The 20040-nt window shown below is 43.8% G+C and carries 15 protein-coding genes and 1 pseudogene; 8 read left to right on the forward strand and 8 right to left on the reverse strand.

The genetic code is table 11. From position 1 onward, the window contains the following. The 3 genes from JWQ85_RS14170 to JWQ85_RS14180 form a co-directional block, all read right to left on the reverse strand. Positions 1 to 908: peroxidase family protein (locus JWQ85_RS14170; protein WP_367186216.1), on the reverse strand; the 908-nt coding region annotated here is incomplete at its 3' end. 316 nt (positions 909 to 1224) lie between these two features. Then, entirely contained in the window at positions 1225 to 2136 is a 912-nt protein-coding gene (locus JWQ85_RS14175) for an NmrA/HSCARG family protein (RefSeq protein ID WP_299469043.1), read from the reverse strand. A gap of 117 nt (positions 2137 to 2253) precedes the next feature. After that, a complete protein-coding gene (locus JWQ85_RS14180) occupies positions 2254 to 2838 on the reverse strand; it encodes a Crp/Fnr family transcriptional regulator (RefSeq protein WP_299469045.1) in 585 nt (194 codons plus the stop codon). A gap of 283 nt (positions 2839 to 3121) precedes the next feature. Between JWQ85_RS14180 and JWQ85_RS14185 the strand changes: the two genes are divergently transcribed. After that, positions 3122 to 3727 (forward strand): NAD(P)-binding domain-containing protein, encoded by a 606-nt coding sequence (locus JWQ85_RS14185; protein WP_299469047.1) that lies wholly within the window; start codon positions 3122 to 3124, stop codon positions 3725 to 3727. Positions 3728 to 4129: 402 nt separating this feature from the next. Continuing rightward, positions 4130 to 4921 carry a CHAD domain-containing protein gene (locus tag JWQ85_RS14190; RefSeq protein WP_299469049.1) on the forward strand — a complete coding sequence of 264 codons (792 nt, stop codon included), beginning with the start codon at positions 4130 to 4132 and terminating at the stop codon, positions 4919 to 4921. A 53-nt stretch (positions 4922 to 4974) separates the two neighbouring features. On the opposite strand, the gene JWQ85_RS14195 is transcribed toward JWQ85_RS14190, so the two are convergent. Next, on the reverse strand, positions 4975 to 6183 hold the full coding sequence (locus JWQ85_RS14195) for a DUF1015 domain-containing protein (RefSeq protein ID WP_299469051.1): 1209 nt from the start codon (positions 6181 to 6183) through the stop codon (positions 4975 to 4977). 374 nt (positions 6184 to 6557) lie between these two features. Here JWQ85_RS14195 and JWQ85_RS14200 point away from each other — a divergent pair, with 374 nt between their 5' ends. After that, on the forward strand, positions 6558 to 7028 hold the full coding sequence (locus JWQ85_RS14200; protein WP_299469053.1) for an Lrp/AsnC family transcriptional regulator: 471 nt from the start codon (positions 6558 to 6560) through the stop codon (positions 7026 to 7028). Positions 7029 to 7066: 38 nt separating this feature from the next. Here the strand turns inward: JWQ85_RS14200 and JWQ85_RS14205 are convergent, their stop codons facing one another. Next, positions 7067 to 8590 (reverse strand): lipase maturation factor family protein, encoded by a 1524-nt coding sequence (locus JWQ85_RS14205; RefSeq protein WP_299469055.1) that lies wholly within the window; start codon positions 8588 to 8590, stop codon positions 7067 to 7069. 365 nt (positions 8591 to 8955) lie between these two features. On the opposite strand from JWQ85_RS14205, the gene JWQ85_RS14210 reads away from it, so the two are divergent. Beyond that, entirely contained in the window at positions 8956 to 10047 is a 1092-nt protein-coding gene (locus tag JWQ85_RS14210) for a universal stress protein (RefSeq protein WP_299469057.1), read from the forward strand. A 46-nt stretch (positions 10048 to 10093) separates the two neighbouring features. Here JWQ85_RS14210 and tal read toward each other — a convergent pair whose 3' ends face one another. Both tal and JWQ85_RS14220 read right to left on the reverse strand, forming a co-directional pair. After that, the gene (gene tal, locus JWQ85_RS14215; RefSeq protein ID WP_299469059.1) at positions 10094 to 11179 is read right to left on the reverse strand and encodes a transaldolase; all 1086 of its coding nucleotides are present in this window, start codon (positions 11177 to 11179) and stop codon (positions 10094 to 10096) included. A gap of 395 nt (positions 11180 to 11574) precedes the next feature. Next, on the reverse strand, positions 11575 to 12420 hold the full coding sequence (locus JWQ85_RS14220) for a universal stress protein (RefSeq protein ID WP_299469061.1): 846 nt from the start codon (positions 12418 to 12420) through the stop codon (positions 11575 to 11577). Positions 12421 to 12638: 218 nt separating this feature from the next. On the opposite strand from JWQ85_RS14220, the gene JWQ85_RS14225 reads away from it, so the two are divergent. Then, on the forward strand, positions 12639 to 13124 hold the full coding sequence (locus JWQ85_RS14225; RefSeq protein ID WP_299469063.1) for a hypothetical protein: 486 nt from the start codon (positions 12639 to 12641) through the stop codon (positions 13122 to 13124). 55 nt (positions 13125 to 13179) lie between these two features. Further along, positions 13180 to 14883 (forward strand): HAD family hydrolase, encoded by a 1704-nt coding sequence (locus JWQ85_RS14230; RefSeq protein ID WP_299469065.1) that lies wholly within the window; start codon positions 13180 to 13182, stop codon positions 14881 to 14883. 34 nt (positions 14884 to 14917) lie between these two features. On the opposite strand, the pseudogene JWQ85_RS14235 reads toward JWQ85_RS14230, so the two are convergent. Then, positions 14918 to 15382, reverse strand: a pseudogene (locus JWQ85_RS14235) (substrate-binding domain-containing protein); the annotation flags it as partial. A 271-nt stretch (positions 15383 to 15653) separates the two neighbouring features. Between JWQ85_RS14235 and JWQ85_RS14240 the strand changes: the two are divergent. After that, positions 15654 to 16679 carry a LacI family DNA-binding transcriptional regulator gene (locus JWQ85_RS14240; RefSeq protein ID WP_299469067.1) on the forward strand — a complete coding sequence of 342 codons (1026 nt, stop codon included), beginning with the start codon at positions 15654 to 15656 and terminating at the stop codon, positions 16677 to 16679. Between the two features lie 251 nt (positions 16680 to 16930). Continuing rightward, a complete protein-coding gene (locus tag JWQ85_RS14245; protein WP_299469069.1) occupies positions 16931 to 20029 on the forward strand; it encodes a TonB-dependent receptor in 3099 nt (1032 codons plus the stop codon). Positions 20030 to 20040 lie beyond the last annotated feature (11 nt).

The following is a 20040-nucleotide window of genomic DNA, read 5'->3' on the forward strand; positions in this document are numbered from 1 at the left end:
CCTACATTGTCTGAAGGAGCTGCACCATGGGTTTTGCCAAAGCTGTGGCCACCGGCTATCAGGGCAACTGTTTCCTCATCGTTCATGGCCATGCGGCCAAAGGTTTCGCGAATGTCCCTGGCTGCCATAATAGGGTCGGGGTTACCATCAGGGCCCTCAGGATTAACGTAGATTAAACCCATATGTGCAGCAGCAAGTGGTTTTTCCAGGTTGCGGGAGTGGATATCGCCATCAGCATCCTCATCGGATACCAGTACGCCATGTCCCTCTACACCCGGTGAACCATCCGGATAACGCTTATCGTTACCCAGCCACGTAGTTTCAGCGCCCCAATACACAGACTCATCCGCCTCCCACACATCTTCGCGCCCACCGGCGAAGCCAAAGGTTTTAAAACCCATTGATTCAAGTGCTATGTTACCGGCAAGGATCATCAGATCGGCCCAGGAAATTTTACGGCCATATTTTTGTTTGATGGGCCAAAGCAGCCTGCGGGCTTTATCGAGGCTCACATTGTCAGGCCAGCTATTAAGTGGTGCAAAACGTTGCAGCCCCGCCCCTGCACCGCCGCGGCCATCCCCTACACGGTAAGTCCCGGCACTATGCCAGGCCATGCGTATAAACAACCCGCCATAGTGGCCAAAATCTGCAGGCCACCAGTCCTGTGAGTCGGTCATCAGCGTGTGAAGGTCTTTTTTCACAGCTTCCAGGTCAAGGCTTTTAAATGCTTCCGTATAATTAAAACCTTCACCCATCGGGTTTGATAACGAAGATTGCTGACGCAGGATATTCAGCTTTAACTGGTTGGGCCACCAGTCGCGGTTCCTGGTGCCGCCACCGCCAACATTGTGTTTCATACCGCCGTTTAGAAACGGACATTTGCTGATGTCATTTGATTCGTTTTCCATTTTTGTAGGTTTAATGTATTGAACTTGTTTTGTGCCTGACAATTCAGAAGAATATGAAATTAGGATATTAGAGCTTATAATCATAATCGATAATTTCTATGAAGAAATAGTTAAAACCTATAAAGCTATTATCCTAATTTAAGAAAGTGTAATAGTTCAATAAATGGCATGCCTGAGGTTATTCTCCAGTAATTAAACGCAGGGTGAAAATTGATCAAAAACAACAAACGGCATTAGCGCAACGCTAATGCCGTTTGTTGCTGATAATGGGTTATTCTCGAACCAATTCATCCTTCTATACTACTGTTGCTCATGATTATAATGACAAGAGGCTTTTGTTTTTTTCCAGGTATTCACTGAAGTTTTTCACCGGCAAACCATAGGTTTTCAGTTGCTGGATGTCTGCATTATAACCAACCTCATTATTCCATTCCTGCGCGTTGGCAAAACCGGGATGTGTGCCTCGTTGAACAGCTTCCGCTTCGCTGACATAATCGATATGAATGTTTTTTCCGGTTATATTGGTGATACTTTCGGCAATATCTCCAATAGTCAGTTCATCACCGGCCAGGTTAATTATTTGTTCATTAAATTTTTCAGGGTTATTAAACGCAGTAGTAGCAAAAGCTCCGGTATCGTCTACAGCAATCAGCTGGAGCTTTGCGTTTGGTTTCCAGGCTGTAACAATCTCTCCTTTTGCCAGATTGGGGAACATAAAAGCAACTCTAGGTGTGATGAAATTATCCATAAAGAATACAGGTCTCAGTATCGTCCAATACTTAAAACCCGCATTGCGAAGGGCATCTTCGCCAAACTGTTTATCCAGCCAGTACTTTTTGTTCCATTTATCTAAATTATGGAACTGTAAATGATTACCTGTTTGATTAACAGAAGCGTGTACTACGTGTTGAACGCCTGCCTTAAATGCTGCAGTTAGCAGGTTGGTGGCCTGACGCCGTTCCGAGTCGGTCCCGTCATCCATGCCCTGAACGGAAAATACGCCATAGACAGCCTTTAGTGCCACTTCGAGTGAAGCCGGATCTTCCATATCAGCAGTAATAATTTCTGCTCCTGCTCTTTCCAGTTCTTCGGCCACATTCGGGCGCCCGGATGACTCGCGAACAATAATCCTTACCGTATTTCCATTTTTTATTAAGGCTTTTGCGACTGCCCCGCCCTGTGCTCCGGTTGCACCGGTTACCAGGATGATATTTTCTTTGTTTAGCATAACTTGTATAAATGATATTTTATACAAAGGTGATTCTACAGACTGCACAGCTAAATGATTTAAAATAAGAAATCGGCTTGATTTAGATCAAGCAGAAGTTGCTAACAGGAAGCCTGCTCATTTTTGTAACAACTGTTTTCTTACCCTGCTCAAGGTTTCGGGGGTAAGCCCCAGGTAAGAAGCCAGCATGCTTTGCGGGAAACGGTGCAGGAACTGCGGGTGATTCTCCATCAGGTAAATAACCTTTTCTTCTGCGGTATAGCTTATCGTAACATCGATCCTTTTTTGTGAAGCGATATAGCTTTTCTCATCTAATGTTTGACCCAGTTTGACAAATAAAGGGGATTGCTCTCTCAGCAATATCAATTTTTCGTTGGTGGCCACCAACAGGTGACAATCCTCAAGAGCTTCGATATTATACCTGGAAGGCGTAAGAGACAGTAAACTTTCCCTATCGCTCATCCACCATTCCTCGATCCCAAAGCGGGCTATATGCTCTATACCCTTATCATCTATTGTATATTGGCGCATGGCACCTTTGGCAATAAATGCCATGTACCGGCATATTGCGCCCTCGTGTAATAAGTACTGCTTTTTCTTTAGCTTTTTGGCGCTAAAGGCTTCCTTGAAAAATTGAAATTCCTCATCTGAAATATTAGCAGATGTGACTTTATTCAAATAGGTTCTTAGCTGTTCGTACATGCATTCGGTTATTTATCGCTTGTTATAATTGATGATTCCATATTTTCCTTCAAAAAAGTCTCCATAAGCTTCCGCGATCTCCTATAAGGCTCACCTCCAAAAATCAAAACGTCGACGGTTCAACATTCGGATTCTCCAACAAGATTCGCCAGCCTCATGGGCAAAGGTAATTAGTTTACTCTTTCCAACCATAATCGACTTGATCTAAATCAAGCCAATTTCTTATTCTAAATCATTTACGACCAGGATAATACTGGTTAATTTTGCTATTCAATATAAAAACATGAAAAAGACATTTGGAATTATAGGGGCCGGTAATATCGCAAAAGCAATAGCCGGACATCTTTTAAAAGCGGGACATAAAGTTATCATCAGCAGCAGGAAAGACCCTGCGCAATTAAAGGAAACCGTTGACGCTTTAGGAGCCGGTGCATCTGCTGGGACACCTGCCGAAGCTGCACAAGCTAATATTGTTGTACTGGCTATGCCCTGGTCACAACTATCTACACTTACCGGGTTAACAGATTGGACTAACCGTATCGTTATCGATGCCACTAATCATTTTGTTACATTTGCTCCTGATTTTCAGGTAGCCGATTTAGGTGACCGTGCTTCAAGCGAAGTAGTGGCTGACCATATCCCCGGTGCACATTTGGTAAAAGGCTTTAATACGCTTTATTTTAAAGTACTGGAAGCTGACCCACGGGAAGCAAACGGAAACAGGGTAATATTCATTTCTGGTGATTATCCTGATGCCAAAGCAGAGGTAAAAGCAACTATCGAATCATTCGGATTTAGTGTAGTTGATTTGGGAACACTGGCTGCAGGCAGCAAACTTCAACAAGCAAAAGGCCCGCTTGCCGCCATAAATTTGATTAAGAAATCTTGATTTAAAATCAATTCATAAAATCGATAACGAAAACATCACCCGTGCAAGGCTTTTTAATTCCTTTACAATATCAAAGGGTTAACATCAGCTAAGTGTACTATCCGCTGTTATACCATTTGCAAATAAATGGTATCAGATAACGGTATGATCTTATCTTTTGGCCTTTGCGAACAAATTATAGCAGCGCGGTTTTAATTACCGAGCTGCTTATTTTCTCCTTTCTAACCTCGGGCACTATCCACCTTTAAGCGTATTAAATTTACCTTCGGCAACAACCTTGTAAAACGCTAATGGCAGATCTTTAACCGATATAAGCGCATGTTCGGTATCTGCAGGATATTCTCCCAAACGAAGTGTGGGTGCTCACAAACCAAAGGAACCATTCCTTGTTGTGTTTAAGCGATGAAAAAGAAAGATCAATTGAGTTATTTCAGACATGAGTGGGCAAAACTAAAAGCTGATTTAAAGACTTTTGACAAAAAAGGCAAACAGGAAGCGTTGCACCGTTTCCGCGTGCAGGTAAAAAAGCTGCGGGCTTTCCTGGTGCTGGCAGACAGCGGCGAAAACGTCCACAAGCTGGAAAAACAACTGAAACCGGTGCGCAAGATCTTTAAAGCTGGGGGCGTGATCAGGAATGCCTATATGACCCTTGAGCTAAGCAAGGAATATCAGCAAAGGCCTTCGGCCTTTATGCGCGGGCAGCGCCGATTAATGAAAGAGTCGGCAGCGCTATTCCGGTCGGCATCGGCTAAACACCTGGCCAGGGTACGCCAGACAAGAAGGAGGCTAAAAAAGGCGGTTCCCCGGTTCAGCAATGTCCACATATCAATGTATTACCAGCAGCAGCTGGAAGAGATCGCCCTTTGCCTTAAACCTCGGCGCTCAGAGGCTTCGCTACATGACTGCCGCAAGCAAATCAAAATGCTGATCTACAATTACCCCCTGGTTAAACCGGTGCTTAGCCTTGCCTTTAATGAAGTCTATCTTGAACAAGTGCAGACCGCTATAGGAGACTGGCACGACAAGCAGGTAGCGATCGAACTCTTCTCAAGTGAGGAGGTCGGTGCTGCGCCTGTGGCCGAATCCCTGAAAAAAGAGCAGACTCAGCTAAAAACAAAGATCAGAGGATTGGTCAAAGATTTTTATAACCGGGCAACCACGGTGGTGGATCTTCCGCTGAACCAGATCGATTAAATCGTGGTCAGCCGATCTGCCCGCAGGCCTCATCACCAATATTTTGTTTGGCTTCATATATTATGTTGGTATATCAATAAACCATAAGGTACTTTTGGGACGATCCAGGTAGATTTTGGCGGCAGTATCTGCCGGGCATTCGCTGCACTTATCAATTGTTCCACGGTGAGCGGGCAAAGCGTAAAAGCAATGGCCTGGGGCTGTGCCCGGAGGATCACATCCATTTCTTCCAGCGCTTTCTCACCTCCCGCGCATTTCAGGCGGCTGTCTGTTTTAGGGTCATTAATGTCAAAAACAGGGGCCAGTATTTTTTCTTGCAGCAATTCAGCATCGAAGCTATCGTTCGGATGTTTGGGTAGTAAATGATACCATTGCCCGTCCAGCTGCATCCCCAGATGGCCTGCTTCCCCGGGCAGTACGTGATGATTTCCGGTGCTTTCATGGATATGAAAGTTTTCCAGTAGCCGCCGGTAAAGGCGCTCCCGGTTGACGGGCTCCTGTGGGACCACTACACGGTGATAACCTTCTATCCTTAACTGATCGCTGGCCAGGTAAAGTGATGAAATATAATCACAGGATGGCAGGCCTTGCTGCCTTTGTTCCTTAGCCAGCAGACAAGCGGATTCCAGGCGGTGATGTCCATCGGCCAGGTAGCTGTCGGGCAAACGGGCAAAGGCTTGTGTTAATTTCTGCAGGGTTTCCGGGTCGCTGATCTTCCACAACCGGTGCCGGCCCTGGGCGTTGCTATAAACCGTTTCGGGCGGTACGGATTTGCTGATGGCGATGATGCTGTTGATCTTCTCATCGGGCGGATAGGTCAGTAAAACCGGGTTGCCCTCCAGCCGGGTATTGGCCCGGTAATTTTTTAACCGGCGAACACTGTCTGCAAAGGTTAATTCGTGGACTTTGATCGTTAGGTCCATATAATCCTCGGTGGCAGTTAACGCCCATATACCGGTTTGGCTATAAGTTGGATGCTCTACTTCGTAAACATAAATGCCCGGAGTTTCCTCCCGCCATAACCTGTCCTCTCCCAGTAGGTTTTGAAGCGTCTCTTTGATGTCCAGGTAAGCCATCTCCTGGCCTTCTGGTGTTTCCGGTCGCAACCGGGCACCGGTTTCCAGCAGGGTCTTCAGCGGCTTTAGGCCACCGTTATGGGTATAGTCCCCGGCCACAGATTCCGCCTGGGGTGTGGTAAAAACCAGCTGATCCGCATAAATGGGATTAGGCCTGATCGGTTTGAAGGGTTGAATAGTCGCCATCCTTGGTCATTTAATAAACAGATTCGGTCAGAATACAAGGGCACGCACCAAAGTTATGAAGGTGATTTAACATGGCGTTACTAATTTATTATTAGCTGCAAAGGTTCAAGGTTTCAGGATAATTATCTATACAGGCTTCAATATTCAGATAATTCGCCTGTTTATTATTTATTTTTCAGGTAAAACACCCGTTTTAATTGACTTCAAATCATTTTTGCAGATTATTTTAAACTCCGATACACTAACCATTTGTTTTTTTTCAGCTTTTTTTGTCCTCTTTAATTAGTTTCGTTTGCTTTTTTAACTGCTTTCTGTATACCTTAGGTCCAAATGTTTTCATTTACTTATATTGTACATATTACACTAAGATCATAATGAAAAAGAAACTGGACAAATTTGATATCGGCATTCTCAACGCTCTTCAAAATGACTGTCGAATATCCTGTAAAAAAATAGGCGTCCAGGTAGGTCTGTCCGAAACGCCCGTACAGGTTCGCATTCAGCATATGTACGAGGACGGCTATATAAAGCATTTCACAGCGATCTTGGATGGAAAAAAAATCGGTTACGGCCTCATCGGATATGTTCAGGCCAAGCTAATTGAGCATACTGAAGAAAGCTTAACTAATTTTATGACGGAGGCTATTAAACTGGATGAAGTTAGGGAATGCTACCATATGTCTGGTGCATATGATTTCCTGATCAGGGTTGTCATTAAAGATATGGACGAATACAGCCATTTTTTACTCAAGAAGCTGGCCAAATTACCCGGTAAGCCACATTTTGAAAGTTTCTTTGTTATGTCGGAAGGTAAGCGCGAAACGGGGTATAAGCTTACGATATAACACGTAGAATGGCGAAGTCAAACGGCGATTGACCCCCACTAAGGTATCCAGCCCTCACTTCTCAGGAAATTTGTTAAGCGCGGGTCATTGGCAGAAAGAACGGGCAGCCATTCGCCCACCATGTCGCGGGTCCAGTAAAGGCCGTTCGGGTTAGACGGTTTTGCAAATCGGTAACGATATAGCACCGCCCGGATATAACGGGGAGGCTTTCCCGGAAAAGGGTTATCAGCAAACAACCCAACGCTACCCGGGTCATTATGCAACAGCTTCCATACCAGGTTATACGTCCAGGGGTATTGCTCGGCAGACGACATCGAAGCAAACCACATTTGCCAGTCCAGGCGAAGCTGATAAGGAGCGATCTGCGGCGGCCGCTTATCCAGCAATACGGGCAAGCCTTTGTAGATATATGGTTTCCACCTTGCTTTATTACCAACTGTGTCATCCATCGTCCCTTCAAATATCACGTTCATCCGTTCCTGTCCAACGCTGCCAAACGCGCCATAGGTATTAACCAAATCAAGCGGATTAAACGATGAGTTCATGACCTGCCCTGGCGATAGCATATTGATAGCAGGTTGGATACTCAGCAATGCCACCAGACCGGTAACCACCCAGGCGGTGGTCAGCATGGATTTGGATTCTTCGGCACAAACTGCAGCAGCTTCCGCTTTACGGACGAGTATATTCGGTAGCAATTTTGACCAGAAGCTGTCATCAAAACATGCTAAAGCCGGAAGGATAGTAAGCCAGTTTAAAAACGAGAGGTTGCCGCTAAGGATAATGAAGAACTGGAATAAAACAATTACCGACCCGGCGATGTGACGCGACAACCGGGGCCACAATATGAACCAGGGTGCAACAAGCTCGGCCAGCCAATTGAGCCACACGCCGATTTTCAGGAAGATGTGGGGTAAAAAATGGAACCAACGGGACAGAGGCCCGGGAATAGGCTGCGTTTCAAAATAGTAATAAAGCGCGGTCGCATTACGCCAGGTCGCATCCCCGCGAAACTTGATCATTCCTGCACCCAGCATGATACGAAAGATAAGCCACCGGAATAAAATAATGATGGCTATGGGTGGTGCATGTTTCGGAAACGGGCGCATATCCAGTAGCGGGCAAAGGAAGATAGCCAGGAAACCGGTCTCGTTAAGTTGAATTTCCCAGCCATAACCATACCAGTCCTGCCCTGCATGAACGAAAGACATATAGGCCAGCCAGAGCACCGTGAGCAGCGGTACATTTGCATAACCTGCTGCTACCACACAGGAAAGTAGCAATCCGGCCCAGGCAACAATTAATAGCGCAGCATCGGAATGCCAGAACCAAAAAATAGATGGCAGGCGTACAAAACCGGCACCGCTTGAATCCAGCGCGGCACTCACCTGATTTAGATAATTTCCGACCGGAAGCAACCCATTGGAACCTATTAAAGGAACGATCTGATCGATGACGACCAGAAAAGCTATAGCATAAATTATGCCCAGCAAACGAAGGATGACAAAGCGGGTAAGCCAGTAGCCCGGCTGATCACTGTTCATTGTGCTTTTCAGTTTCATTTGCAGGCTAAATTATGGTCGTAATCATAAATAGTACATTGATGATGGCAGAATGGTTTGCATAAGTAAAGTATAAACCCAATTTAGCATGCAATCTGATTGATTATTATGAGCTGATCGCCTGTTATATGACGATTTGTAAAAGCTGATCTATAAGTCCTTGTTCTTGCAGGAAAAAAAAGATTTTGAGTTTCAAATTTTTATAAAGCCAGCGCCAGGTATAAAGAAATTTTGCAACTAAATGAATTTTAATTTGTTGCTTTTATATAAACTGATGTCTATGAATGCCCCAACACTGGCCTCGCATTTTAGTAAAACACTACTTGAAGATATGATCCGAAAAGGGATCGTTAATAATAAAGGACATGGATACCTTCACTATGAAATTCCAGTTAGGACAAGGACAACTGGAAATAGGTCTTATTATTTCACCGCTTGATCAAACTCACCGGAAGTTCCAGGTGGAAAGGATCACCGGTGAACAGAATCCAGTTATACTGACCCGCTCAACTAAAGACTACTGGCTCATTGAAAATCCCGGTAAATGGGAGATCAGCGACCGGAAATTTCAGGAACTTGGGAAGTTGATTGATGCGCACCTGGATAAAATTGATCAGATAAAAAACATACTGGTGCTTACAGATTTCTCGGAGGCTTCGTTTAATGCGGCCCGGTTTGCGGCAGGCCTAACCCATCAGGTGGAGGTTTCCTCCGTGATCTTGTATCATTCCTATAAATTTAACCCCGTTGCTATGAATATCAAATCGCAGGTTCCGGCTGGGGTGGTAGATGTCCCTCAAAAGAGCAGCGAACTGCTGGAAAATTTAAAGGAAAAGCTGGAAAAGCTGGTGGACAAAAAAACTAAAATAGAGCTTTATACTGATGACTTACCATTTATTGGAGGTGTAAAATCTATTGCTGAGCAGCAACTTGTGGGCTTGGTAGTGATGGGAATTACCGGCAAAAGCGAGCTGGAGCAGATATTGGTGGGCAGCAATACCACTGCTATGGCCAAGGTTTGCGCCATACCCTTATTAATTGTGCCGCAAAAAGCAAAATTTGAAAAGATCCGCCGGATCTTATTTGCCTGTGATGTTAAAAAACTCTCTATTTCTACCCCAGTGGATGCGATTAAAACAGCCGTGCGTAAACTGGATGCGAAACTGCTCATTTTAAATGTAGGTCGTTTCGGCGGGGAACAGTTTGAAGCGGATACGATAACGGGCGAAACGCTCTTGCATAAAAAAATGGACAGCATGGAACCTGAATATCATTATATCAGTCATAACGATGTTGCCAAAGGGATCATGCAATTCGCTGGTAAGCATCATATCCAGTTGGTTATCACGGTACCTGAAAGGTATGGCTTTTTTGAGAGCCTGTTCCATCGCAGCCTGACAAAAAAGCTGGCGTTCCATACCCATATTCCCTTGTTACTATTAAAGGAAACTATTTAACAGATGATTTTATAAAATGGATAAAAAACAAGTGCGCTATATTAACTTATTTATTCTTCTTTTCCTCAATGGCCTGCAATAACTGGTCATAAGGCTTATTAAATTTTTCGATGCCCTCATCCTCTAATTGCTGGGTGATCTCATCGATATTGATCCCGGTTTTTTTCAGCCTTTCAAATGTTTGGGCCGCTTTATCCAGATCCTGTTCCAAACGATTTTCGGGATGTCCGTGGTCCCGGTAGGCATCCAATGTTTCTAAAGGGATGGTATTAACTGTTTCCGGGCCAATCAGAGCCTCTATATATTTGGTATCCGGAAAGGATGGATCTTTGGTGCCCGTACTTGCCCATAAAACATGCTGCGGCATGGCGCCCTTCTCCTGCAGCTTTTTAAAGCGTTCGCTGCCGAAAACCCGTTTATAGATCTGGTAGGCTTTTTTGGCAGAGGCAATTGCTACTTCTCCTTTTAGGTCGGAATGGCCCTTTTCTTCCAGCATTGGATCGATCAATACGTCGATCCGGCTCAGGAAAAAGCTGGCCACAGAGGCGATGTGATCAATGGGCTGGCCTGCTTCTACCCGGTCTTCCAGGCCCGATAAATAGGCTTCAGTTACTTCTTCATATCGCTCCAGGCCAAAAAGCAAGGTAATATTGATATTCACCCCTTCACTTATCGCTTTACGTATAGCGGGCAGGCCTTCTGCGGTTGCAGGTATCTTGATCATCACGTTTTGGCGGTCAACCCTTTTCCATAGTTCAACAGCTTGACGTATCGTCCTGTTGGTATCATGCGCCAGGTGAGGGGAAACTTCCAGGCTGACATAACCATCCGAACCTTCCACAAAAACGGGCTTAAACAAGTCTGCGGCGTTTTGAATATCGGTAATCGCCAACTCGTAAAAAATAGCTTCGGTGGTTTTCTGCTCAGCAGCCAGCTTTTTTATCTGCTCATCATAATCCATGCTGCCGCTGATCGCCTTTTCAAATATAGCCGGGTTTGAGGTAATACCCCGTACCCCATCTTCATCAATCAGCTTTTTCAAACGGCCAGACTGAATGATCTTTCGGTCAATAAAATCCAGCCAGATGCTTTGACCGAAATCATGCAATCGTTTTACTCTATTATTTTCCATAGTGAAGCTGTTTTACATTTACTGTCTTTTAAGCCTTTTTTTTACGCACCGCACAAAAACTTCCGGCTGCTCGTATCATCATCTTGTTTCAGGAATTTTTCTTAGGGACTTTTGCACCCGCCTTACGGCTTGGATAACCCAATGGCAATCGCCTGTTTTTTTGAGGTGAATTTTTGACGCTGCTGCTTTTGAGCTTTCCTTCATTCATTTCGTGCATTGTTTTTTACACTTTGTCTTGGCCTTTTCTGAATACTTTGCCACGATGAATATATTTAAGCAAACAATTGATGATATGATATAAACATGACTACCCGTCATTTGGTTTCAACATCTTTATTTATTTCAAATTTTTCTCTCGATATTTTTTATCTAAGTATGGATTGTTTCACCCAACTTCATTCCGACTTTTCTTTGATCAGTAGCAAGGGTACCAAAATTTCAAAGGTCAGCCTTTTAGTCAAGCTCGCGTGAAACAGGCTTTCAAAAAAACCATACCTCCTAGGCACCGCAATCACGATCTGGATATCATGCTCAAGGGCAAACTTCGCAATACCTTCAGCTATATTATCCGCATTGATGTAATGATATTCGGGATCTTCTTTATCCCAGAGCTGGTGGAGCACCGTTTGTTCCGCTATGGTATCTGGTGTAAAATGTCCCTGGTCTTCCTTATCCACATTTAAAACCATTAATTTGGCATTCAACTGATGGATCAGCGACCTTATCTCTTTTGCCGGAGTGGATTGAGAGACCTTTTTGAGGTCACAGGCAAATGCGATCCTGCGTATCTTCTCAAAACGAGCTTCCTGTGGTACCAGTAATACGGGGATAGTGCTTTCTTTTGCTATGTTGATGGTATTAGTGCCAATCAGTACCTGCTCCAGCCTGCTCTTCCCGGTCACGCCCATCACCAATAATCCTGCCTGGTGCTGCGCCCCTATTAACTCCGCAGCCATAATAAGCTGCCGGTCATCGGTTGCGATCTCTATGATGGTCCGCTCATTGGTAAAAGAGCGCAGCTTGTCTTTCAATAAGGTCAGGTTTTCTATACTTTTTTTATGAAACCTTTCCACATCTTCCGGCACCATCACCGGCACTGCTGTTTGCACAGGAGGCTTCAGTTCATAGGAATGATAAAGAATTAGCCCGGAAACTTCCAGGTGATGGGTTAGCGCCGCGGCATATAAGGCTGCGTTAGCAGCGGCGTCCGAAAAATCGGTAAGTACAAGAATCGTTTTCATAACAAATTGTTTGAAACGTTTCCGGTTATTGCTGCCGGGTTCGTGGGTCTTTAACTAATAGCGCAATAAGGATACCAATTTGTATGGTATTATTATTGAAGCATTTTGCCAAATTGATTTCCTTATTGTTTACCTGTAAAAGCGTTCAAGGCCCTACCATTTGCGATTGGAATTTGATTATTAGCACGGAATTTGATTGTTAAATACAAAAATAGATTATGGCAAAGATCAGCTGTTTTTTAAGCCTTTTATTTACCGGCCTCACCTTAGGGCCGGGAATGGCGCATTTACTGGAAATGCCTCATAAAATATCCCTATCCATACAAGGTTACAAAATAGTTCAGGCCATTTACCGTGGATGGGCCCTATTGGGCGTTCTGCAGGCCGGCACTATCATTTTTACACTTGATACTGGTATTTTACGTATGCAGGCGCGCTACCCTGTTTTTTATGACCCTTTGTACATTTCTGTGTTTAGCATTAACTTTAGTCATTTTTTTATATTCACTTATCCTATCAACGTTGCTACCAACAACTGGATTGTATTACCCGGAAACTGGATGCAACTAAGGCAACAATGGGAGTATTCACATGCCAGCGCCGCGCTGCTGGAACTGCTTGCTTTTGTTTTATTAATACTCGTGGTGCTCAATAAGGGATTGTTGCTTTCAAAAGCAGGGTTTCAGCGCAATCATGTGTCTTGATTGTCAGGATGAACGGACAGGACAAATAAATAAAATAATCCAACAATATTAAATTATGCGATACCATGTGCTGGCAACAGATTACGACGGAACACTTGCCAAAAATGAGCGGGTTTCACCCGATATGATCGTCTCTTTAAAAAGGCTTAAAGTTAGCGGCCGTAAACTAATCCTGGTTACCGGCCGGGAACTAGAAGACCTGCAACGCATATTTCCGGAACATACCCTGTTTGACCGTATTGTAGCAGAGAATGGCGCCCTGATCTACCAGCCGGCTACTTTAAAGGAACGCCTATTAGGGGAGCGGCCCCCGCAAGCTTTTATTCAAAAACTGAAAGCGCAGCAAATCAGGCCACTTTCGGTTGGCCGGGTGATTGTGGCCACCTGGGAGCCCCATCAAACCGCTGTACTGAATACGATCAAAGAAACCGGGCTGGAATACCAGGTCATTTTTAATAAGGGTGCGGTAATGATTTTGCCGCCGGGTATTAATAAGGCCAAAGGCCTGCATGAAGCTTTAAAAGAGCTGGCGATATCCGAACATAATACAGCAGCGATAGGCGATGCTGAAAATGATAATGCGATGCTGCAGGTAGCTGAATGTGCCGTAGCTGTAGCTAATGCGTTGCCACAGGTTAAAACGACTGCCGACTGGACCACGGAACATCATCATGGAGAAGGCGTAGCAGAACTGATCGCTCAAATGATTGAAGATGACCTGGCTGGATTGGATCAGCAATTGTCGCGGCATTACCTGGAACTAGGGGAAAGTTTTGATGGCTCTGTCTTTAACATCAGTCCGTACGGCCACAGCCTGCTGTTGGCGGGCACTTCCGGGTCCGGTAAAACCACTTTCACAGCAGCTTTCCTGGAAAAATTAATGGCTAAGCAGTACCAGTTCTGCCTGATTGACCCGGAAGGCGATTACCTCGATCTGCCGGATATTGTAACAATGGGAGATGCCAGTCAGCCACCCATCATAGAGGAAGTGACCAAGTTGCTTGCCCAGGCAGCCCAAAACGCGATCGTATGCACCCTGGCCATTCCACTGAATGACCGGCCTGCCTTTTTTAAAAAATTACTAACCGCGGTAGTAGAGCTGCGCAAAAATACCGGGCATCCTCATTTTATCATTATGGATGAGGCACACCACCTGGTACCACGGGAAACTGAAGATAGCTTTTTTAATTTCCCGGAAGACTTTAAAAACTTTTTTGTCATCACCACTAAACCCGACCTGATTAGTCACGCTTTTTTGGAGAGAGTAGATATCGCTATCATGATGGGTGAAGCCCCCAGCCGGTCCATGGCTGAATTTGCCGCGGTCGTTCATACAAAGGTGGATATCCCCGAAAATATCGTGCTGCAAAAAGGAGAAGTGCTGGTGTGGCAAAAGGATCAGAACAAAACGCTGCTGGTGAGAAGCGCCATGCCTGGCACCCTTTTGCGGCGGCATAAACGTAAGTATGCCACCGGGGACATGGGGTACGATAGCTTTTATTTTAAAGGCCCCAAAAATAAGCTCAACCTGAAGGCCAACAACCTGAATACTTTTGTACAAATGGCAACAGGTGTTGATGATGAAACCTGGCTTTACCACCTTCGGCAAAAAGATTTTTCCAGGTGGTTCAGGGGGTCGGTTCATGATGAAGAACTGGCCCTGCGTACAGAAAAGATAGAAGAGCAGGAAAAAAATGCCGGCATTTCCCGGAAAGCGATCTTTCAGCTTATTCACGAGCGTTATACGGCGCCTGCCTGATTAAAACCAAAATGTTAGATATCCTGGCAGATATTTACCGTTTACCTTGGTCAGGAGAGGTAATTACAGCAATATTTTGGTTTGTACTAACGCTTGATGATTTGACCGTTGAAGACCTAATGATCAGTTTGGTTTTTAATTGTTTAATAATGGCCTTTTTCTTATCACTTTCAATTTGATCAAATAAGAGTTGTGCGGCAGTACAGCCTATATCCTTAACTGGCTGGGCAACGGTTGTTAATCCAATTAACTCTGATGCGAAATCATTGCTAAAACCAACAATAGCTATATCTTCCGGAATTTTCATCCCCATTGATTCAATAATTTGAATAGCCTGAATTGCCGATGGGTCATTAATACAAAAAATAGCATCCGGCGGATTCTTGATCTTCAGCAAGTGATTTATATAAATCTTTACTTTATCAGGCGATAGGTCGCATTCAATGATCAGGTCTTCATCAACTTCGTAATTGTACTGCTTAAGTGCATCCATATAACCATTTAATCTTTTTTACTAATGCTTAATGATTTAGGGCTGGCAAGATGCACTATGCGCTTCTCCCTATCTGGATGAGGTGTTCTGTTGCTTTGAAGGCTCCATCATAAATGTGATCCATCCAAATATACGCTAAATTAAACCCTGTTATTTAAGCGGGCTATCCGGTTCAACTTTTATCAAATCATAGCCCAGGTCTGCATAAAGTTTAAATGATTTATCTTTACCGGCTTCAATAACTTTACATTAGCAAAAATTAAGATGAGGGATATTTATGAATAAGAAAATTTCCATGGACGATATCGCCCGTGATTTAAATATTTCTAAATCCACAATATCATTCATTATAAATGGTAAAGCAAAGGAAATGCGGATCAGTGATAAACTGGCCACAAAGGTGCTGGATTACGTAAAAGAGAAAAATTATAACCGGAACGCGCTGGCGCAAAGTCTACGCACGGGCAAGTCTAAAATTATCGGACTTATAGTTGAAGATATCGCTGATGCCTTTTTTTCCAGTGTTGCCCGGCTCATTGAGGAGCGTGCTTATAAAAAAGGGTATAAGATAATTTACTGCAGTACAGAGGATAATCCTAAGAAGACCATCGAACTGATCAATATGTTCAAAAGCAGGAATGTGGATGGATTTATTATTACCGCACCAAGGGGTATCGAACGGGAGGTTTCACTTTTGTTAACGCAGAACCATCCTTTTGTTTTGTTTGACAGATATTTCCCCGAACTGGAAACAGACTATGTAATTATTGATAACCTAACCGGCGCAAAGATTGCAGTAGAGCACCTATTACGCGAGGGTTTTAAGGAGATTGCATTTGTTACCCTTGCTTCTGATCAGACACAGATGGTGGAAAGATTGAATGGTTATAACATGGCCATCACCGAAGCAGCATTACAGCCGCATTTACTTGAGATCAAATTTACATCCAAACCCGAAAAAGTAGTTCAACAGATCAGTAGTTTTTTGGCCCGCAATAAAAACATCGATGCCATACTTTTCGCTACAAATTATTTAGCGCTTCAGGGTTTTGAGGCCATAAACAGGCAAAACTTAAAAATACCGGATGACGTGGCTGTTATTGGTTTTGATGATCACGCGTTTTTTAAAGTGTTTAATCCCCCCATCACTGCAGTATCGCAACCAATGAAAAACCTTTCAGAGAGCCTTATCGACGTACTTTTTAAACGTATGGGCGAAGGAGGCAATAACTCCGGTGAAAGTATTCAAAAGGTGTTGCAGCCCGAACTCATTATCCGTAAATCGTCGCTAAAAAAGGGGTAAAATATATTTTTTAATAATTTGCTAAATCCGTTTAGTTTTTCTACGTTTGAAAACCAATTTAACTCACCTATAATGTCTTATTGTAATTCAACACCAGTATTTCGATTGCAGTACCTTGAAATACAGTTAGTTAATAACTGCTACGTGTTTTATTTACACTAATGCATTATAAGTTTTGCAAACAAATACACAATCTCTATTTCTTGAAATATTAACGTTAAAAACCAACTCAATCCAATATAAAATCGCTTATGATCAACTTTACTTTTAAATCAAAATGGAAGGCTATGGCAATTTGCCTTGTCCTTACACTCTGCTTTGGCTTAGAAAGCCGGGCGCAGAGCAGAACCGTTACAGGCAAGGTACTCGACGCCGGCAATAACGAAACCCTTATCGGCGCCACTGTGCAGGTAAAAGGCACCACAAATGGTGTAGCAACAGATATTAATGGAAGCTTTAAGCTTAATGTTAGCGACGGTGCGGTGCTCGAGATTAAAAGCATCGGGTACGTTACACAAACTGTAAATGCTACTTTCGACAGCCCTATGCTTATTAAATTAGCTGCATCCAGCAGTAACCTTAACGAGGTGGTGGTTGTGGGTTATGCCACGCAGAAAAAGGTGGACCTTACCGGTGCCGTGTCAGTTATTAAAAGCAGTGATATAGCCAATCTTCCGGTAGGTGGTGCCGATCAGATCCTTCAGGGTAAGGCAGCCGGCGTAACAGTAACACAACAAACGGGCGCGCCGGGCGATGCTATCAATATCCGCATTCGCGGAGTAGGTACCATAAATGATAACAGCCCACTGTATATTATTGACGGTATACCTACCAAAAATGGTATCAATGAGATCTCTCCAAATGATATAGAAAGCATTAGTGTACTTAAAGATGCGTCATCTGCAGCTATTTATGGCGCGCGTGCATCTAACGGTGTGGTTATCGTTACTACTAAAAAAGGCAAAAACGGCCAACCCAAGGTTAACGTTAATGCCTATACAGGCGTGCAAACCTCGCAGCATCTTATTAAAATGGCCAATACAAGCCAATATGTTGCTGCTTATAATACAGCCGCAACCAATGATGGCCGTACGCTTATACCAGCAGATGTAATAGCAGGTTTACCAGATGTGAACTGGCAAAAAGAAGTACTGCGCCCCGCGCCTATCAGTAATGTACAGGCATCAATAAGCGGTGGTAATGATAATACTACTTACATAGTATCTGCCAATTACTTTGGGCAACAAGGGTTGATCAAAAATTCATCGTTTGACCGCCTTAATTTACGTACCGCCATTAACAGCACGTTATCAAAATACTTGTCTGTAGGTACAAATATAAATTTAGGTTACTCAAAAAACCGCCAGGTTGGTACATCCGGAGATGGCTTTGGCGATGGCAACCCCGGCGCCAGCGTTTTACGTTATGCATTGTTTCGCACACCCGCAACGCCCATTCGTAATGCCAACGGTGATTTCGTGGACCTTCCGGATCATCCCGAGTTTTTTGGTGATGGCCTAAACCCGGTAGGTTTTGCAGATAATTATAACCGTAACTTTATGGGTTACTCCATTTTAGGTAACATTTTCATGGAACTAAAGCCCATTAAAAACCTGAAGATAAGAACAGATTTTGGCACCAATTTTCTGATAACAGATTACAAACAGTTTTTTGCTACCTGGGGAATAGATCGTTTTTTAAACTCGCCAAACAGTTTAGCACAATCCAATACCAATTTGTTTGATTATAACTGGACCAATACAGCTACGTACGACCTTACACTTGCTAAAAAACATGTTTTCAACTTCCTGTTAGGAACAGAAATTATAAAAAGCGATGTACGCCAATTGGGTGCATCACGTACACAATATGCAGATCAAAGCGGAAGTTTCCAATATCTCGACAATGGTTTAGGGATACAGCAAAATGGCGGCAATCAGTCGCATTCTGCATTATTTTCGCTATTTGGCCGTGTAAATTATGCTTTTGACAATAAATACCTGGCAACATTTAATGTAAGGAGAGATGGTTCTTCGAGGTTAGATCCAAGCAACCGCTATGGTAATTTCTTCGGGGGATCATTAGGTTGGAGGCTTGACCAGGAAAGTTTCTTAAAAGATGTCAGAGATATAAGCTTATTAAAAATAAGGGCGGGTATAGGCCAGTTAGGTAACCAGGAGATCGGTAACTACCCTTATGCTACATTAGTTAGTACATCGGGTTATTATCCTTTTAACGGAGCAAGTAACGCGGGCTACGCCATTAGCACGCTGGGCAACCCCAATGTAAGATGGGAAACCAGTACACAAACAGATTTTGGTTTAGATCTGGGCTTATTTAACAACGCGTTAACCGCATCTGCCGATTATTATATCAAAAACACATCGGGGGTGTTATTGCCACCTGCAAAACCATCAAGTACAGGCAGCGCGGGTAGCGCCACTGTAAATGCAGGTGATATACGCAACCAGGGCTTTGAATTAGAACTGGGTTATCACAGCACCATTAATAAATTTAAGTATGATATCATAGGTAATTTTGCCACCGTAAAAAACGAGGTTACATCGCTTGCGGGCGGCTCAGCAATCGTAGGTGGCCGTATTGATAATAATTACTATGCAACACGTACCGAAGTTGGCCATCCTATTGGCGCCTTTTACCTATTGCAAAAAGATGGTATTTTCCAAAACGAGCAGGAGGTATTTACCCATGCCTACCAGGGGCCGGGCATTAAACCGGGCGATGTTAAGTACAAAGATATCAGCGGCCCTAATGGCATACCCGATGGCGTGATCAGCGATCAGTATGACCGTACTTATGTTGGCAGCCCTATCCCTAAGTTTACTTATGGCTTAACTACTAATTTTTCATATGCAGGGTTTGATGCCAGCTTGTTCTTTCAGGGCGTTTACGGCAATAAATTATATAACCAGGTAAATACCGATATTGAAGGCTTTTACCGCTCATTTAACATAACCGAAAGGGTTGCCACGCAAAGCTGGACGGGTGAAGGTAGCACCAATGAATTCCCACGCCTGTCATGGGATGGCGCAACTAATAACAAACGCCCGTCTACCCGTTTTCTGGAGAGCGGTTCTTACCTGCGTTTAAAGAACGTGCAAATAGGTTACACCGTAGGCAATCAGTTGGTTAAAAGCTTAAAACTATCGTCGGTTAGGTTTTTTGTGAGCGCGCAAAATGTGTTTACGTTTACCAAGTATACCGGTATTGATCCGGAAATATACACAAACAGCAACTCGCTTGGCGATGGTGCAAGGGCCGTAGGTATTGATTTTGGTACTTATCCGTCTGCACGCACATTTACCGTTGGTTTTAACGCGAACTTTTAATCCTATAATAA

Source organism: Mucilaginibacter sp., assembly GCF_028288105.1.
In the GTDB taxonomy this organism is placed as follows: domain Bacteria; phylum Bacteroidota; class Bacteroidia; order Sphingobacteriales; family Sphingobacteriaceae; genus Mucilaginibacter.

What these genes read in the sequence shown, in the direction of transcription:
- JWQ85_RS14190 (WP_299469049.1), top strand. Translation starts at nt 4,130, where the DNA reads ATGAAAAAGAAAGATCAATTGAGTTATTTCAGACATGAGTGGGCAAAA.
- JWQ85_RS14180 (WP_299469045.1), bottom strand. Translation starts at nt 2,838, where the DNA reads ATGTACGAACAGCTAAGAACCTATTTGAATAAAGTCACATCTGCTAAT.
- tal (WP_299469059.1), bottom strand. Translation starts at nt 11,179, where the DNA reads ATGGAAAATAATAGAGTAAAACGATTGCATGATTTCGGTCAAAGCATC.
- JWQ85_RS14210 (WP_299469057.1), top strand. Translation starts at nt 8,956, where the DNA reads ATGGATACCTTCACTATGAAATTCCAGTTAGGACAAGGACAACTGGAA.
- JWQ85_RS14185 (WP_299469047.1), top strand. Translation starts at nt 3,122, where the DNA reads ATGAAAAAGACATTTGGAATTATAGGGGCCGGTAATATCGCAAAAGCA.
- JWQ85_RS14230 (WP_299469065.1), top strand. Translation starts at nt 13,180, where the DNA reads ATGCGATACCATGTGCTGGCAACAGATTACGACGGAACACTTGCCAAA.
- JWQ85_RS14245 (WP_299469069.1), top strand. Translation starts at nt 16,931, where the DNA reads ATGATCAACTTTACTTTTAAATCAAAATGGAAGGCTATGGCAATTTGC.
- JWQ85_RS14175 (WP_299469043.1), bottom strand. Translation starts at nt 2,136, where the DNA reads ATGCTAAACAAAGAAAATATCATCCTGGTAACCGGTGCAACCGGAGCA.
- JWQ85_RS14220 (WP_299469061.1), bottom strand. Translation starts at nt 12,420, where the DNA reads ATGAAAACGATTCTTGTACTTACCGATTTTTCGGACGCCGCTGCTAAC.
- JWQ85_RS14205 (WP_299469055.1), bottom strand. Translation starts at nt 8,590, where the DNA reads ATGAAACTGAAAAGCACAATGAACAGTGATCAGCCGGGCTACTGGCTT.
- JWQ85_RS14200 (WP_299469053.1), top strand. Translation starts at nt 6,558, where the DNA reads ATGAAAAAGAAACTGGACAAATTTGATATCGGCATTCTCAACGCTCTT.
- JWQ85_RS14195 (WP_299469051.1), bottom strand. Translation starts at nt 6,183, where the DNA reads ATGGCGACTATTCAACCCTTCAAACCGATCAGGCCTAATCCCATTTAT.
- JWQ85_RS14225 (WP_299469063.1), top strand. Translation starts at nt 12,639, where the DNA reads ATGGCAAAGATCAGCTGTTTTTTAAGCCTTTTATTTACCGGCCTCACC.
- JWQ85_RS14240 (WP_299469067.1), top strand. Translation starts at nt 15,654, where the DNA reads ATGAATAAGAAAATTTCCATGGACGATATCGCCCGTGATTTAAATATT.